The organism is Streptomyces sp. NPDC007983 (genome assembly GCF_042958345.1).
Lineage (GTDB): Bacteria > Actinomycetota > Actinomycetes > Streptomycetales > Streptomycetaceae > Streptomyces.
This window is the reverse complement of record NZ_JBIBJI010000002.1, coordinates 592,333-608,174: the sequence shown is the minus strand read 5'-3', so window position 1 is coordinate 608,174 and position 15,842 is coordinate 592,333. Positions and strand designations below refer to the sequence as shown.

The 15,842-nt window shown below is 72.7% G+C and carries 12 protein-coding genes and 1 pseudogene; 7 read left to right on the top strand and 6 right to left on the bottom strand.

The genetic code is table 11. The features are described from left to right. Nucleotides 1-40 precede the first annotated feature (40 nt). A complete protein-coding gene (locus tag ACFZCY_RS07110) occupies nt 41-1,396 on the bottom strand; it encodes an MFS transporter (protein WP_391170006.1) in 1,356 nt (451 codons plus the stop codon). A gap of 198 nt (nt 1,397-1,594) precedes the next feature. Between ACFZCY_RS07110 and ACFZCY_RS07105 the strand changes: the two genes are divergently transcribed. Further along, entirely contained in the window at nt 1,595-2,308 is a 714-nt protein-coding gene (locus ACFZCY_RS07105; RefSeq protein WP_391170005.1) for a DUF2848 family protein, read from the top strand. A 110-nt stretch (nt 2,309-2,418) separates the two neighbouring features. On the opposite strand, the gene ACFZCY_RS07100 is transcribed toward ACFZCY_RS07105, so the two are convergent. Beyond that, complete coding sequence (locus tag ACFZCY_RS07100) at nt 2,419-2,859, bottom strand: SPW repeat protein (RefSeq protein ID WP_391170004.1); 441 nt, start codon at nt 2,857-2,859, stop codon at nt 2,419-2,421. 146 nt (nt 2,860-3,005) lie between these two features. After that, entirely contained in the window at nt 3,006-3,377 is a 372-nt protein-coding gene (locus tag ACFZCY_RS07095) for a 5-carboxymethyl-2-hydroxymuconate Delta-isomerase (RefSeq protein ID WP_391170003.1), read from the bottom strand. 102 nt (nt 3,378-3,479) lie between these two features. On the opposite strand from ACFZCY_RS07095, the gene ACFZCY_RS07090 reads away from it, so the two are divergent. Continuing rightward, on the top strand, nt 3,480-3,611 hold the full coding sequence (locus ACFZCY_RS07090; protein WP_257231808.1) for a hypothetical protein: 132 nt from the start codon (nt 3,480-3,482) through the stop codon (nt 3,609-3,611). Nucleotides 3,612-3,747: 136 nt separating this feature from the next. Then, nucleotides 3,748-4,365 carry a winged helix-turn-helix domain-containing protein gene (locus ACFZCY_RS07085; protein ID WP_391170409.1) on the top strand — a complete coding sequence of 206 codons (618 nt, stop codon included), beginning with the start codon at nt 3,748-3,750 and terminating at the stop codon, nt 4,363-4,365. Nucleotides 4,366-4,429: 64 nt separating this feature from the next. Here ACFZCY_RS07085 and ACFZCY_RS07080 read toward each other — a convergent pair whose 3' ends face one another. After that, a complete protein-coding gene (locus ACFZCY_RS07080; RefSeq protein ID WP_391170002.1) occupies nt 4,430-6,625 on the bottom strand; it encodes an MMPL family transporter in 2,196 nt (731 codons plus the stop codon). A 247-nt stretch (nt 6,626-6,872) separates the two neighbouring features. On the opposite strand from ACFZCY_RS07080, the gene ACFZCY_RS07075 reads away from it, so the two are divergent. The 4 genes from ACFZCY_RS07075 (at nt 6,873) to ACFZCY_RS07060 (ending at nt 14,216) form a co-directional block, all read left to right on the top strand. Beyond that, entirely contained in the window at nt 6,873-8,150 is a 1,278-nt protein-coding gene (locus ACFZCY_RS07075) for a histidine kinase (protein WP_391170001.1), read from the top strand. A gap of 85 nt (nt 8,151-8,235) precedes the next feature. Next, on the top strand, nt 8,236-8,904 hold the full coding sequence (locus ACFZCY_RS07070; protein ID WP_391170000.1) for a LuxR C-terminal-related transcriptional regulator: 669 nt from the start codon (nt 8,236-8,238) through the stop codon (nt 8,902-8,904). Between the two features lie 102 nt (nt 8,905-9,006). Next, a complete protein-coding gene (locus tag ACFZCY_RS07065) occupies nt 9,007-12,144 on the top strand; it encodes an alpha-N-acetylglucosaminidase TIM-barrel domain-containing protein (RefSeq protein WP_391169999.1) in 3,138 nt (1,045 codons plus the stop codon). Between the two features lie 95 nt (nt 12,145-12,239). After that, complete coding sequence (locus ACFZCY_RS07060; protein WP_391169998.1) at nt 12,240-14,216, top strand: hypothetical protein; 1,977 nt, start codon at nt 12,240-12,242, stop codon at nt 14,214-14,216. Between the two features lie 6 nt (nt 14,217-14,222). Here the strand turns inward: ACFZCY_RS07060 and ACFZCY_RS07055 are convergent. Continuing rightward, nucleotides 14,223-14,375 (bottom strand): annotated as a pseudogene (locus tag ACFZCY_RS07055) (alpha-1,6-glucosidase domain-containing protein); the annotation flags it as partial. Between the two features lie 74 nt (nt 14,376-14,449). After that, nucleotides 14,450-15,841, bottom strand: a complete 1,392-nt coding sequence (locus ACFZCY_RS07050) for an alpha-amylase family glycosyl hydrolase (RefSeq protein ID WP_391169997.1) — start codon at nt 15,839-15,841, stop codon at nt 14,450-14,452. Between the last annotated feature and the right edge of the window lies 1 nt (nt 15,842).

Below are 15,842 nucleotides of genomic sequence, written 5' to 3'. Positions count from 1 at the left end.
CCCCGGGCGGGGCGGGACCGCCCGTTCCGGGGGTGGTGCGTCAGCCGATCGCGGCGGACGAGTGGTGCGGTGCGGCCACACCGTCCGGCTCCTCGTCCTCGGCGGGCGCCGCGTCCCGGCCCAGCCACAGCCCGGCGACCGTGGCCACCGCCGTGAGCGCGATGTAGAGCGCCAGCGGCAGCCAGGCGCGATACGTCCCCAGCAGCGTCGTGAACAGCAGCGGCGCGACCGCCCCGCCGACGACTCCGGCGAGGGTGTACGCGAGAGAGGAGCCCGTGTAGCGCAGCCGCGGCGAGAACTGCTCGGCGATGAAGGCCGCCTGCGGCCCGTACATCAGCGAATGGATCACCAGCGCCACGATCACGCCCAGCGTGAGCAGCGCCCAGCTCCCGCCCGCGACCAGCGGGAAGAAGACGAAGGGCCAGACGCCCGCGGCGACGGCGGAGACACCGTACAGCCACCGCCGGTTGACGCGGTCGGAGAGCGCCCCGGCCAGCGGGATCAGGAAGATCTGGAGGGAGGAGCCGATGAGGACGGCGGTCAGCGCGGAACCGCGCGACATGCCCAGCTCCCCGGTGGCGTAGGTGAGCACGAAGACGGTGAACATCGCGTACAGCACATCGGGGGCGATGCGGCAGAGGATCGCCGCGGTCAGCGCCCGGGGCTGGGAGGTGAACACCTCGCGCACCGGCGCCTCGGGGCGGTCCTGCGCGGCCTCCATGGCCCGGAAGACCGGGGTCTCCTCCAGCTTGGCGCGGACCCACAGCCCGAACACCACCAGCACACCGGAGAGGAGGAACGCCACCCGCCAGCCCCAGGACAGGAACTGGTCCTCCGTCAGCGTGGCGCCGAGCCCCGCGAGCACGCCGTTGGCGAGCAGATTGCCCGCCGGCGGACCGACCTGCGCGGCCGAGGCGTAGAAGCCGCGCCGCCGTGGATCGCCGTACTCGCTGGACAGCAGCACCGCGCCGCCCCACTCGCCGCCCACGCCGACGCCCTGGGCGAAGCGCAGCAGCACCAGGGCGGCGGGGGCCGCGACGCCGACCGTGGCGTAGGTGGGCAGCAGCCCGATCAGCAGGGTCGCGGCGCCGATGAGCACCAGGGTCGCGATGAGCACCTTCTTCCGGCCGATCACGTCTCCGAGGCGGCCGAAGACGAACCCGCCCAGCGGGCGGGAGACATAGCCGACGGCGTAGGTGGAGAACGCCAGGAGGGTGCCGGTGAACGGGTCCTTGGAGGGGAAGAAGAGGTCGCCGAAGACCAGCGCCGCGGCGGCGGAGTAGACGGCGAAGTCGTACCACTCCAGGGCGGTTCCGGTCAGGCTGGCGACGAAGGCGCGGCGGACCGCGGATCCGTCCGCCCGCGGCTCTGGTGCGCTCGTGGAGGTGCGCTGCATGGTCCGTCCTCTGGGTGGTGCGGGGGTGGGTGCGTGATCGGTGGCTGCGTGTCGGTGCTGGGTGATCGGTGGATGGAAGTGCCGGTGGATCCGTGCGGGGTGGTTGCGCGATGCACGGCTTCCGGCATACTTGTTGTATACCAAGCGTATGCGCAACCCCCTTGAGGGAAGTTCCTCGCGATCTGGAGAGCCCGCCCCATGACGACGCAGCCCCCGCAGTCCCCCCGCCCCGCCCTGACCTTCGCACTTCCCGACGGCTCCACCCGGCAGGTGGAGGTCGTCCAGGTGCTCAACGCGGGCTACGCCGGGCGCAGCCAGGAGGATGTGGCCGCCCATGTGGCCGAACTCGCCGAGCTGGGCGTTCCCGCCCCCAGCGTGACGCCCGCCCTCTACCCCGTCGCGCCCTATCTCGCCCAGCAGACCGGCCGGGTCAGCGTCCAGCACGGCCGCACCTCGGGCGAGGCGGAGTGGGCGCTGATCGTGGCCGAGGACGGGGAGCTGCTGCTCACCGCCGCCTGCGACCACACCGACCGGGAGCTCGAGGTCCACGGCGTGGCCTGGAGCAAGAACGCCGGGCCCGATGTGCTCGCCGCCCGCGCCTGGCGCCTGGCGGACGTGGCCGCGCGGCTGGACGAGCTGACCCTGCGGGCCTGGGTCACCCATGACGGCAAGGAGACCGAGCTGCAGAGCGGCACCCTGGCCGAGCTGCTGCCGCCCGCGTACTGGGTCGAGGTGCTGCGCGAGCGCGGCGGCCTGGTGCCGGGCACGGTGCTGATCTCCGGGACGATCCCGATGACGGACGGTGTCGACCAGTTCGCCGACCGCTGGCGGGTGGAGCTGGGCGATCCGGCCACCGGCGACATCATCGAATGCTCCTACGACGTGGTCCCGATGCCGGAGCCGATCGGCTGACGCCCCCACACCGTCAAGGCCGCCGGCCGCACCCCCGCGAAGGGGAGTGCGGCCGGCGGCCCTGTCCGTTGTGACTCGTGGCGTCTGATTCCGTGTCGTTCAGCTCTCGGTCAGGTCTCCCGTCCCTTCCGCATCACCACGCCTGCGGCGATCAGGCCGAACAGGCAGGTGAGGGCGCCGACGAGCACGTTGTTCCAGATCATTCCGGCATCCGGCCCCCTGGCAACGACCCAGGGAGAAATGATCATCCATACACCGATCGCGGACATGGCCCAGCACAGGCTGTACATCCTCCTCGGCGCCGATGTGAGGCCGATACCGAGCAGGGCGATGGCCACGCCGAGGATGAGGTTGTTGACCATGAGGTTGGGGCTGGTGCTCGAGAAGTGCACCACCCAGGGGGAGATGGCGAAGTACAGACCGGCGAGCAGCACCGGCCCGTCGAGGAACACAACGTCCCGCGCGTCCATCATGCGAGCGAAGCGCTCACGCATCTCGGACACGTCGGGGTGGCCCTTGAGATCACCTCGGGTACGTGAGACGTCGGCCATACGACTCGCCTCCTTCGTTCCATGCAAGTCTGACCGCGCAGTGCGGCAATATCACCGCACCACCATTGTGCGCCTCGCCTTGCTTTATAGGTAGATGTCTGTTTGAGGCCGCTGTCCACCGGTCCGCCACGAATCCGCGAGGGCGGTCAGCCGGGGTGGACCTGCTCGTCCTTCGCGTACCAGGCGCGGTCCAGGTCGGTGATGTTCACGGTGGTCTGCACGGTCAGGCCCGGCACCGGCGCCACATGGGCGCGGGCGACGTCCAGCACGGCACGGGACAGCTCCGCCTTGGTCCCGGCGTCCCGGCCGGACAGGATCGCCACCTCGATGTGGATCATGGCGAGATGATGCGCCCCGTCCGCGAGCACGGCCTCCTCGACCCGGCGGAACCGGGTCTTGCACCCGGCCACCGCGGTGTCGATGGTCTTGGCGACGACCGGATGCAGGGCGGTGCCGAAGCCCTGGCGGTCGAAGGCGTCGGCCAGGGTGTCGGAGTATTCGACGACGATGTGCGGCATGAGAGGGCTCCTCATCGGCTCTGCGAGGTGGAGTGGGCATCGTCGCACCCTGCTGCCCCGGAACCGAGCGCCCCGGCGCGTTCTTCTGCTTCAATAGGGGGCATGGTCAGCCTCATCAACGCCGCGACGGGTCGTCTCGACCTCGAGCCGTTCTGGCCGTCCCGGCAGGCGCACCACTTCGACCGCGAGTGTTGCCGCGCATCCGTTGCGCGGGCCCGCTCGCTCGGCTGCTGACGCCGCCCCACCGGCCGCTCAGCCCGCCGCCCGGCTCCGGGGCATCGTTCTCCCCGGTCCGGTTCCCCGGCCCAGCCCGCGCGCATGACGTCCACCGACGCCCCTCAGCGCGAAAGAGCTGACTCCCATGACGAACATGACGAACGTCCGTGCCCTCTCCGCCTCCCCGGCCACCGGCCCCGCGGCCACCGCCGTGCCAGGGCGGGCCCCGCTCACCGCCCGCCAGCGGCTACGAGCCGTCGCCCGGGACGAGGTGCCCCCGGTCGACGACCTGCTGCACCCCGGCGCCACCTGGCTGCCCGCTCCCCCGCACACCGTCCCCGCCCTCCCCGGGCAGCCGCCGATGATCGGCTACCTGGTGCTGGTCCCGGCCGACCAGCACCGGCCCCGGGCCGCCGCGGCCACCGCCGCGGCCACCACACCCGCCGCGCCCACACCCGCCGCGCCCGACCCGCTCACCATCGACGACGGGCCGGTGAGCATCGACCCCGAGCAGCGGACCGTGCGGGTCGCGGGGCGTCCGCTCGACCTCACCTATCTGGAGTTCGAGCTGCTGGCCCATCTCGTCGCCCATCCGCACCGGGTGCACACCCGCGATCAGCTGGTGACGACGGTGTGGGGGTACGGACACGTCGGCGACGGCCGGACCGTGGACGTCCATGTGGCCCGGCTGCGCCGCAAGTTGGGCGCGGAGCACCGGGCCTCGATCGTGACGGTGCGGCGCGTGGGCTACAAGTACGTCCCGACCGCGTAGCGCGGCGGCGAAGAGCGCCGTACGGGCCACGGCTCGGCCCGTACGGCGCTCCCGCGATCGGCGGTCAGCGTTCGGCGCCCACCAGCGGGCGGGACTCCTCGGCGGTCGGAGCGTCGCCGTGGCTGACGTTCGGCAGCCACCGCAGCGCGCGCGGCAGGTACCAGGTGCGCTCGCCGAGCAGCGCCATCAGCGAGGGCAGCAGCAGCATCCGTACGAGGGTGGCGTCCACCAGCACCGCGACCGCGAGCCCGACGCCCATCTGCTGCATGTCCTGCATCCGCAGCAGCGCCAGGACCGCGAACACCGCGACCATGATGGTGGCCGCCCCGGTGACCGAGCCCGCCGTCGTACGGATGCCCTCGCGGATCGCGTCCCGCGTCGTCAGGCCCCGCTCGTGCGCCTCGCGGATCCGCGAGACCACGAAGACGTGGTAGTCCATCGACAGCCCGAAGAGGATGACGAGGACGAACAGCGGCATCCACGACTCGATCGCCCCGGCCGGTTCCATGCCCATCAGTTCCGCGCCCCAGCCGTGCTGGAAGACGGCGGTCATGGTGCCGTACGCGGCGCCCACCGACAGCAGGTTGAGCAGGATCGACACGATCGCGATCGGCAGCGACCGGAAGCACACCAGCATGAGCAGGAAGGTGACCGCGGCGATGAAGAGGAAGACCGGTGCGATGTCGGTCTTCAGCTGGTCGGTGAAGTCGCGGCTCTCGGCGAGTTCGCCCCCCACGTAGGCCTCGTCGGACACCGGTCCGAGGACGTCCGGCACCAGGTCGTCGCGCAGGGTGTCCAGCGCCCGCCGCGACTCCGCGTTCTCGCCGTTGCCCGCGAGCGGCACCTCGATACGGGCCACGCCCTGCCGGGGGTGCAGATCGACGTCGACGGCCTTGCCGAACCGGCCGGAGTCGGCCAGCTGCTTCTTGAAGTCAGTGACGGCCGCGCCGAAGCGGGGCGAGGAGATGTCGTCGGCCCGCAGCACGACCTCGGCCGGGGCCGGGCCGCCCGGGAACGCGCCGGTGATCTCCTTGTACGCCACCGTCAGCGGGGCGTCCGAGCCGAACTGCTGCTCCATGCCGAGGTTTTCGGTCTTCATCCCGAGCGCCGGGGCGCACAGCACCAGCAGCAGGGCGGCCGAGATGGCGGCGAACAGCTTCGGCCGGGCCAGCACCGGCTTCATGAGCGTGCCGGAGATCCCGCCGCTCGCCTGGACGCCCTGCTTGCGGCGGCGGTTGAGCAGCGGCACCCGTCCCTTGTCGACCCGGTCGCCGAGCCAGGACAGCGTGGCGGGCAGGACCGTCACCGACCCCAGCATCGCCATCAGGACGACCAGCAGGGTGGCGACCGCGAAGCCCTGGAACAGCATCAGCCCGGACAGGAACATGCCCGACATCGCCAGCATGACCGTGATCCCCGAGACCAGCACCGCCCGGCCGCTGGTCTCCGCGGCGATGCGCAGCGCGGTCTGCGGGTCCCGGCCCGCGGCCCGCTCGTCCCGCTCGCGCCGCAGGTAGAACAGGCAGTAGTCGACGCCGACGGCCAGCCCGACCAGGAACATCACGGAGTTGGTGGAGTCGTACAGCGGCAGCTTGTGGCTGACCAGGGCCAGCAGCCCGAAGGTACCGATGCAGGCGGTCACCCCGAGCAGCACCGGCAGCAGGGCCGCGACCAGCGCCCCGAAGACCACCAGCAGGATGCCCAGCGCCAGCGGCACGGCCGTGAATTCGGCCTTCTTGAAGTCGTCCTTCAGCATCCCGTCCAGCTCGTGCTGGGCGGTGGCGTCGCCGAACTCATGGACGGTGATCCCTTGGTGCGCGGACCCGGTCGCCGCCACCGCGTCCAGGACGGGCTTCACCCGCTCCCCCGCGGTGTCCGGATCGCCCTTCATCTGGAAGGTGACCAGCCCCTCACGGCCACTGGCCGAGCGCACCGGCGGCTGGACACGCGCGGTCTCGCCGGTCTTCTCCAGCCGGCCGGCGAGGTCGCGGGCCGCGGACCGCCAGCCGTCCGGGTCCGCGCTGCGCAGCATCACCATCTCGCCGGCCGGTGTGGTGAGCCCGGCGTCCTCGAGGATCTTCTGGGCGCGTGCGGAGTCGCCCGCGCCGTTCTCGGAATTCGTCATCTGCCGGGATCCGGACATGCCGCCGACGACTGCGACGACGACCACGAACAGCAGCCATCCGATGATCGCGGACTTGCGGTGACGGGTGCTCCACCCGCCGAGCCGCACGGCCAGGCCTCGCCTCGTTGCGCTCATGGCGTCTCTCCCACTGGGGATGCGTACTGGATACGGACCGGATCGGTCATGTCCTAGACGCTAGAAAAAGGCGCGTTCCCGCCCCAGCCGGTCAACACCCGAATCCCCGAGGCATAGGGCGAGGCCCGGGGTGGTGTTGGGTGTACCCCTCGAACGGGGCGCGGCCCCCGTGACCGATCATGCGGCGTCCAGCAGACTTGAGCCATCGAAGGATGCCGCACAGCTGAAGAACCCTGGAGGGCGTGCGATGAAGGTCCGCAGCGGACTGTTGGCCTGTTTACGGGGGCTCGCCCTGGCGTTCGTCACGCTCGCGGGTTCGATCACGCTGTTCGTGCTGACGGTGCTGTCCATCGCCTTCATGCTGCTGGGCCTGGGTGTTTTCACCACTCCCGCGCTGATCGGCGCGGTGCGCCGGCACGCCAATCAGCGCAGGCTGCTGGCCGCCCGGTGGTCCGGGGTCCAGATCCGGCTGCCCTACCGGCCGCTGCCCGCCGACCGGCGCTCCGGTCTGACCGGGCAGGTGGAGCTGTGCACCCATCTGCTGAAGGACCCGGCGACCTGGCGGGACCTGCTGTGGCTGCTGGTCGACATGACGGCGGGCTGCGTCACCGCGGCGCTCGCCTGTGTCTTCCTGCCGTACGGGGTCGAGGGCTGGGTGCTGGCCGCCGGGGTCTGGGAGCCGATCGTCGACGCGGGCGACACGTACTGGTATGCGTTCGTCCCCGTGACCTCGCAGACGACCGCGAACCTCGCCGCCCTGACCGGAGCCGGCTTCGCCCTCCTCGGGCTGTTCGCCTCGCCCCTGCTGCTGCGCGCCCACTTCCTGCTGGCCCGCGCCTTCCTCGCCCCCACCCCGCAGATGGCCCTCGCCGAGCGCGTCGAGCGGCTCACCGAGACCCGGCACGACGCCGTGGACACCTCGGCCGCCGAGCTGCGCCGCATCGAGCGCGATCTGCACGACGGCGCGCAGGCCCGGCTCGTGGCCATGGGCATGAGCCTGGGCACCATCGAGGCGCTGGTCGAGAAGGACCCGGCCAAGGCCAAGGAACTCCTCGCCGCGGCCCGCACCAACTCCGCCGAGGCCCTGGCCGAACTGCGCGATCTGGTCCGCGGCATCCACCCGCCGGTGCTGGCCGAACGCGGCCTGGGCGACGCGGTGCGCGCCCTCGCCCTGCGGATGCCCATCCCGGTGGAGACCGAGGTGGAGCTGTCGGGCCGGTTCGAGGAGCCGGTCGAGGCGGCCGCGTACTTCGCCATCAGCGAGATCCTCACCAACGCGGCCAAGCACTCCGGCGCCGAGCGCATGTGGCTCGACATCCACCACGAGGCCGGGATGCTGCGCATCGCGGTCACCGACAACGGCAGCGGCGGCGCCCGCGTCGCGGAGGGCGGCGGCCTCAGCGGCGTCGAACGGCGGCTGGGCACCTTCGACGGCGTCCTCGCCGTCAGCAGCCCGCCCGGCGGGCCCACCATGGTGACGATGGAGATCCCCTGCGTCCCGACCGCCCCACGACCGGCGGTCTGAGCCCCGGCGAGGGCCGTACGACGGTACATTCGACGCATTCGGCCCGGAGTTCCGTTCCGGGCCCGATGACGTCATGGAGCCCGCCGTGCGCGTAGTCGTTGCCGAGGATCTGTTCCTGCTCAGGGACGGGTTGGTGCGGATGCTGGAGGCCTACGATTTCGAGATCGCCGCCGCCGTCGAGAGCGGGCCGGAGCTGACCCGGGCGCTGGCGGAGCTGAAGCCGGACGTGGCCGTGGTGGACGTACGGCTGCCGCCGTCGTTCACCGACGAGGGCCTGCAGTGCGCGCTGGCGGCGCGGCGGGACCGGCCGGGGCTGCCCGTGCTGGTGCTGTCGCAGCACGTGGAGCAGCTGTACGCGCGGGAGCTGCTGGCCGACGGGAGCGGCGGCATCGGCTATCTGCTCAAGGACCGGGTCTTCGACGCGGACCAGTTCATCGACGCGGTGCGGCGGGTCGCCGAGGGCGGTACGGCGATGGACCCGCAGGTGATCTCGCAGCTGCTGACCCGGCGCTCGCAGGACCGGCCGATGGGGCATCTGACGCCCCGGGAGCGCGAGGTGATGGAGCTGATGGCGCAGGGCCGGTCGAACGCGGCGATCGCGGCGCAGCTGGTGGTGACCGAGCGGGCCGTCGCCAAGCACACCTCGAACATCTTCGGGAAGCTCGGCCTGCCGCAGTCCGACGACGACAACCGCCGGGTGCTGGCCGTGCTGGCGTACCTGGACCGGGGGCGTACGGAGGCGAGCGGCGGCTGACGGGCGCTTCCCCCGGCGCGCGCGCCCCATTGCTCCCGCCCCGCATCGCTGGTTAAGTGCCTCGCGCACCACAACCGTTGGCCGTTGTCCGTTGGGGGGCGCATGAGCGACCTGAGCAGACGTACGCTGATCGGAACCGCCGGAGTACTCGGGGCCGGGGCCGCGTTAGGGGCTCACTCCCCCGCGCTGGCCGACACACCGCGGCCACCACAGGACAGCGCACAGGACACCGCCGTGACCGCCTTCGACACCGCGCCCGCGCACGCCGCGCTGCGGCGCCTGCTGCCCGAGCACGCCGAGCAGTTCCGCCTGGTGGCCCTTCCCGGCGGGACGAAGGAGCGGTTCGAGGTCACGGGTAAGGCGGGGCGGATCACCGTGGCGGGGACGAGCCCCGCGGTGCTGCTCACCGGCGTCCACTGGTACCTCAAGTACACCTGCCACGCCCAGATCACCTGGGCGGGTGATCAGCTGGAGCTGCCGAAGAGGCTGCCCGCGCCGCGCGGCACCGTCGAGCGGTCGACGGCGCTGCCGCACCGCTTCGCGTTCAACGACACCCACGACGGCTACACCGCCCCGTTCGCCGACTGGGACCGCTGGGAACACCTGATCGACATCGCGGCCCTGCACGGCTGCAACGAGCTGCTGGTCACCGCGGGCCAGGAGGCCGTCTACCACCGGCTGCTCCAGGACTTCGGCTACACGGACGCGGAGCTGCGCGCCTGGCTGCCCACCCCCGCCCACCAGCCGTGGTTCCTGATGCAGAACATGAGCGAGTACGGCGGCCCGGTGTCCACGGCGCTGATGGAGAAGCGGACCGATCTGGGGCGGCGCATCGCCGACCGGATGCGGGAGCTGGGCATGCGGCCCGTCTTCCCCGGCTACTTCGGCACCGTCCCCGACGGCTTCGCCGACCGCAACCCGGGTGCGCGCACCGTGCCGCAGGGCGACTGGAACGGGCTCCGGCGGCCCGACTGGCTCGACCCGCGCACCGACGCGTTCCACGAGGTGGCCGCGGCGTTCTACCGCCACCAGCAGGACCTGTTCGGCGAGTGCGATCTGTTCAAGATGGACCTGCTTCATGAAGGCGGCAATGCCGGTGACGTTTCGGTGCCGGACGCCGCGCGCGCCGTGGAGAAGGCGCTGCAGACCGCCCGCCCCGGCGCCATCTGGGTGATCCTGGGCTGGCAGGCCAACCCCCGGCGCGACCTGCTGGACGCGGTGAACCACGACCACATGCTGGTCGTGGACGGTCTGTCCGATCTGGACACGATCACCGACCGGGAGAAGGACTGGGGTTCGGTGCCGTACGCGTTCGGCACGATCCCCAACTTCGGCGGCCGTACGACGATCGGCGCCAAGACCCACATCTGGGCCCAGCGGTTCACCGTCTGGCGGGACAAGCCGGGCAGCAAGCTGGCCGGCACGGCGTACATGCCGGAGGCGGTCGAACGCGATCCGGCGGCGTTCGAGCTGTTCAGCGAGTTGGCGTGGCGGGATCAGGCGGTGGACCGGGACGAGTGGTTCCGTACCTACGCCGATGTCCGCTACGGCGCTCCGGACGGGAAGGCGCGGGAGGCGTTCGCGGCGCTGCGCGACACCGCGTACGAGATCAGCAGCAAGGACGGCCGCCCCCATGACTCCGTCTTCGCCTCCCGGCCCTCGGTCGCCGCGCGCTCGGGCACGTACTACGCCACCCATGTGCCCGCCTTCGACATCGCCCGCTTCGACGCGGCCCTGGCGGCGCTCCTGGGGGTAGGGGCCGGGCTGCGCGGCAGCGACGCGTACCGCTACGACCTGGCCGACACGGCGCGGCAGGCGCTCGCCAACCGGTCCTGGCAGCTCGCCCCGCAGCTCTCGGACGCGTGGGCCCGCAAGGACCTGGACACCTTCCGGGCGCTGTCCCGGCTGTGGCTCAAGCTGATGCGGCTGAGCGACGACATCACCGGCACCCACCGGCGTCTCCTCCTCGGCCCCTGGCTGGAGGACGCCAAGCGGATGGCCTCGGGCGAGGAGGAGTCCGTACAGCTGGAGTTCGCCGCGCGCGCTCTCATCACCACCTGGGCGGACCGGGGCGCCGCGGACACCGGCAAGCTCGCCAACTACGCCAACCGCGACTGGCACGGCCTCATCGGCGACTTCCACCTGCCCCAGTGGCAGTCCTACCTGGACGAGCTGGAGGACGCGCTCGCTGAAGGCCGCGCGCCGCGCGCCTTCGACTGGTACGCGCTCGAGGAGCCGTGGACGCGGGAGCGCAAGAGCTATCCGGTACGGCCGGTGGCGGACGCGTGGCAGACGGCGCGCCGGGTGTACGAGGCGCTGGCCAAGGCCCCGTACCAGGGGACGCTGACCGTCGGCACGGAGCCGGGGACGCTGCCGCCGGGCGGCTCCGGGGTCATCACCGCGACCCTGCGCAACGTCAACGGGCTGCGGGCCACCGGCCGCGTCGACTTCGACCTGACCGTGACCGGCCTGGACCCGGCGCCCCAGGGCCCCACCTCGCTGCCGTCGGTTCCGGCGGCGGGCAGCGGCGCGGTCCACTGGCGGGCCACCGCGCCCGACGACCCGCCGGCCGATCCGCTGAAGCCGTATCCGTACGAGCTCGCCGTACGGTACGGGCCGCGCGGCGAGGACCCGGTGCGGGCGGTGCGCACCGGCACCCTGTGGGTGGCGAGCCCCTTGGCCGACGGCTGGAAGACGGTCACCAACAACGGCGCGGTGTTCGGGCAGTTGGGCGAGCGGTTCGCGATCGACGGGGCCGGCCAGGACCTGTGGAAGGCGACGGCCGAGTTCGGCGCGGCGTACCGGGAGGGCGCGCTGCGGGCGGGGGTGGCGGTGACGGTGAAGGTGGATGCGCAGGCCGTCACCGGGCCCTGGGCCCGCGCCGGGATCATCGTCCGCAACGCGCTGGCGACGGCGGGCTCCCCGGGGTTCCTGAACCTGTCGGTCACGCCCGCCAACGGGGTCGTCCTGTCGTACGACTCAGGCGGCGACGGCACGCTCGACACCTACCAGCGGGTCACCGGTGTGAAGGCTCCGGTGCTGCTGCGGCTGACGCGCGCCTCCGCCACCTCGTGCACCGGCGAGCTGTCGACCGACGACGGCGCGAACTGGCGCAAGGTGGCGACGGTGACCGTGCCGGGCGCGGCGGCCGCGCAGGACGCCGGGCTGTTCATGAGCGCGGCCCACGGCGGCAGCGGGGCGCGCGGCACGGTCGAGTTCAGCGGCTGGCGCGTGAGCTGACGCGTCACGCTTCCCCGTCAAGGCTCCGCCCCCGCTCGCCGTGGGCGGAGCCGCCCGCTTTGTGACCTACTCCTACCGCCGCTCGTTTACGCCACGTGGAGCAGCAGCAGGCGACAGCCATTCCCCTCGACGACACCGCCGGCCTTGACGACACCGCCGAGGCCGCAGGCCCGATCGACGTCGAGCAGGCCGAGGCCGCCATCGTCGAGCACTATCCGCGGCTGGTGCGGCTCGCGTATCTCATCCTGCCGCCCGGAATGGGCCGCACCCGGCGCGTGCTGGCCGCGCACGCGCTGGCGCAGCGGGCACTGCCGCGCAACCAGAGCAGGCCCGAGGCCCAGGAGGTCGAACTGCCGTGGCAGCGCGGCACGAAGGGCGCGGCGGGCGACGCGGGATACGCCTATGTGCGGCTGCGCGTGCTGCGCTCCGCGCTGCGGGCCGCGCGGCCGAGGCGCCCGTGGGCGCTGACGGCGCCGCTGCCCCTGGTGTGGGGGCTGCGGCTGTTCCCCCGCTCCGGCGGGGCCGATGAACTCGCCCTGGACAAGGCGCTGTCCGAGCTGTCGGGCCCCGGCCGGGCCGCGTACGTACTGCGCGAGCTGGAGCGGCTGGAGGACCGCGACGTGCGGGCGCTGCTGCAGGCCGCGGGCGTCGAGGACGCGCGGGACGCGCTCGACGAGGCGGACGAGGTGCCGGAGCCGGCGGGCAGCCGGGACGACGGTTCGCTGCTGGAGTCGGCCGAGTTCGACGCCTGTTCGCTGCAGGCGCGGCCCACCGATCTGATGCGCCGCCGCCAGCATCTGCGGGCGCTGCTGGTGACCGTGGTGGCGCTGGTGGTGTGCGGGTCGCTGCTGGGGATGCCGGGCGAGGGCTGGGGGCGAAGCGGCGCGGCGGCGCCGAGTTACGCCCGTAACCCGTCCTCCGAACGGGCGCTGGACCCGGACCGGTTGACGCGCGCCGAGCCCGCCGCGTGGCGCACCGCGACCCGCGCGGACTTCTCGTCCTGGCCCGCCCGCGGCGACCGGCTCGGCGACACCGCGCTGCTGCGCCGCGCGCTGGCGGTCTGGGCGCGGCCGGGGCGTTCGGTGCGGGTGTCGGCGACGGCGGGCACGCAGTCGGGGCCGCCGTCCGGGCCGCCGCAGCTGCTGTACGCGGGCGTGGTGGACCAGGCGGCGGTGGTGCTGCTGTACGACGGGCTGCGGGTCGCCCGGTACGCGGAGGGGCGCGGCAGCGAGAGCGGTGCGGTGGCGCTGGACCTCGCCCGCCTCGACGCGGCGGACGCGGCCGCCTCGACCGCGCTGGTGCTGGGCCGCGCGGATGGCAACGTCCGCTATCTGGCCGCCCCCTGGGTGCGCCACGCCTCCGTACGGGACCTGCTGCGCCCCACCGATCGGCCGCGCCCGGTGCGCCTGGCCGCCGACGGGGTGACCGACCCGGTGCGCACCATGCCGCGGCTGCGCCCGTGCCGGGGCTGGCCCGCGCTGCGGTTCGGCTCGCGGCTGGTGGCCGACCTGGGCGAACTGGCCCCGGCCCGGCTCACCTACGGCGCCCCCGGGTCCGCGGCGCGCGGCGGGCCGCGCGATGTGGCGGGCCGGGCGGCCCGGTTCGACTGGGCGCGGACGGCCTGCCGGCTGCCGGTGATGGCGGGGCGCGGGGTGCGGTCGGTGAACGTCTGGCGGTTCGGGACCCAGCGGCTGCCCGAGGCGGGCGGCCGGGCGGCCTGGCTGTGCACCCGGGCCGAGACCTGGCGGGGCGCGGGCAGCAGGGTGCTGGCCCAGTTCCAGCCGTGGAACACCCGCCGGGGCTCGGCGGGCGCGGTCGCCGCCACGGCGGACGGCTCCCCCGCCTGCGGGCCACGCGCACCGCGCGTCCTGGCGGGCGTGCTGTGGAAGGCCCGGTCCGGCCACTGGTTCCTGCTCGCCGCGGGCAGCCGCCAGGTGGCCGGGATCGCGGCGAGCGGCGGCGTGAAGGGCCGGTCCCACGGCCGCGCCCTGACCGTCCCGGTCAAGCCCGGCGCCCACGCCACCCTCAAGGCCCGCCTGAGGAACGGTGCCCGGCTGGACGCCTTGCACTGAGCCCCCCTAGCCCCCGGCCGTGTAGACGGCGACGGTGCGGCCGGGGACGGTGAAGGTGCCGCTGGCGCGTTCGTAACCGGACCTCTTCACCGTGGAGTCGGCGCCGTGCGCCTGGACCGGGTGGAGGGCGTACGGGGTCCCGGCCAGGGCGGCGAGCGCGGCGGCCGTACGGAACACGGTGGATTTCACGGGGCGGGTGACTCCTTGAGGGGGGTTGGGGGCGACGCCGGGGGTCAGCCACAGCTACGCGCACCCGTGTGGAGGGCCACCGCCGTGTTCGTGCCCAGCGTGGCGGTGAACCGGCCCGAGGAGTCGACCGTGACGGACTTGCCGCTCTGTATGTCGCAGTAGCCGCCCGCCGGGAGCGAGGTCTGGAAGGTCCGGGTGAGGGAGCCGCTTTCGTGGTTGATGGCCACGTACGCCGTGTCGCCGCGCCCGAAGGCGATGGCGTCGTTGCCGTTGTCCCACCAGTTGGTCACCGAGCTGCCCCGGGCCGTGTTGCGGAGGGCGACCATGCTCATGATCTCGGGCCATTTGTGCTGGCACTTCCAGCCGTCCTGGTAGCAGCCGCTCACCGTGCCGCCGTTCGGCGGGCCCGCGTCGTTGTCGCCGAACTCGTAGCCGGAGTGGACGTCCGGGGAGCCGTAGGGCCAGGCCAGCATGAAGACGCCTGCCAGGGTGTAGTCGGCGCCGTCTTTGTAGGTGAGGGTGGAGCCGTTGCGCTCAGTGTCCCAGTTGTCGACGAAGACACCGGACTGGCCGCTCGCCATATAGCCCCAGCCCTCGCCGAAGTTCTTGAGATACGCCAGCTTCTCGGATCGGAAGACCCGCTTGAGGTCCCGGCCGTAGCGGAACTCCTGCACATCGCCGTTGCGCAGATACTCCGTCGGGGAGACCGCCTCGCCCTCGCCGTAGATGACCTCCTGCTTCCAGTAGACGCCGGGGTCGTTCAACTGACTCTTGATGGCGGCCAGGTCATCGGCCGGGATGTGCTTGGCGCCGTCGACGCGGAAGCCGTCCACGCCGAGCGAGAGCAGGTCGTTGAGATACCGCGCGAGCCGGGTGCGGACGTACGGCTCGCCGGTGTCCAGGTCCGCGAGGCCGACCAGCTCGCAGTGCTGCACATTCCAGCGGTCCCGGTAGTCGCTGATCTGCGAGGTGCAGTCGTCCATGTCCTGGGGCTGGTAGATCCCGGGGTAGGCGTACTTGGTGTACGAGGAGCCGCCGGTGCCGGTGCCGGAGCCGGCGGACATGTGGTTGATGACGGCGTCGGCGACCACCTTGACGCCCGCGGCGTGACAGGCGTCGATCATGTTCTTGAAGGCGGTGCGGTCGCCGAGCCGTCCGGCGATCTTGTAGCTGACGGGCTGGTAGGACGTCCACCACTGGCCGCCCTGGATGTGCTCGGTGGCCGGGGACACCTCGACATGGCCGTATCCGGCGGGGCCGAGGGTGCTGGTGCACTCCTTGGCGACGGAGGCGTACGTCCACTCGAAGAGTTCGGCGGTGACGTCCTTGCTGCCGGGCGGTGCCGCCCGCGCGGTCTGCGGGGGCAGGGCGACGAGCGCCGTCGCGCTCGCCGCGAGGGCGAGCGCGGTGGCGAGGGACGTGCGGCTGCGGGCCATC

Coding starts and splice junctions, on each gene's coding strand:
- ACFZCY_RS07090 (WP_257231808.1), top strand. CDS start 3,480: ATGGTCAGCCTCATCAACGCCGCGACGGGTCGTCTCGACCTCGAGCCG.
- ACFZCY_RS07075 (WP_391170001.1), top strand. CDS start 6,873: ATGAAGGTCCGCAGCGGACTGTTGGCCTGTTTACGGGGGCTCGCCCTG.
- ACFZCY_RS07080 (WP_391170002.1), bottom strand. CDS start 6,625: ATGAGCGCAACGAGGCGAGGCCTGGCCGTGCGGCTCGGCGGGTGGAGC.
- ACFZCY_RS07085 (WP_391170409.1), top strand. CDS start 3,748: ATGACGAACGTCCGTGCCCTCTCCGCCTCCCCGGCCACCGGCCCCGCG.
- ACFZCY_RS07065 (WP_391169999.1), top strand. CDS start 9,007: ATGAGCGACCTGAGCAGACGTACGCTGATCGGAACCGCCGGAGTACTC.
- ACFZCY_RS07110 (WP_391170006.1), bottom strand. CDS start 1,396: ATGCAGCGCACCTCCACGAGCGCACCAGAGCCGCGGGCGGACGGATCC.
- ACFZCY_RS07100 (WP_391170004.1), bottom strand. CDS start 2,859: ATGGCCGACGTCTCACGTACCCGAGGTGATCTCAAGGGCCACCCCGAC.
- ACFZCY_RS07105 (WP_391170005.1), top strand. CDS start 1,595: ATGACGACGCAGCCCCCGCAGTCCCCCCGCCCCGCCCTGACCTTCGCA.
- ACFZCY_RS07095 (WP_391170003.1), bottom strand. CDS start 3,377: ATGCCGCACATCGTCGTCGAATACTCCGACACCCTGGCCGACGCCTTC.
- ACFZCY_RS07050 (WP_391169997.1), bottom strand. CDS start 15,841: ATGGCCCGCAGCCGCACGTCCCTCGCCACCGCGCTCGCCCTCGCGGCG.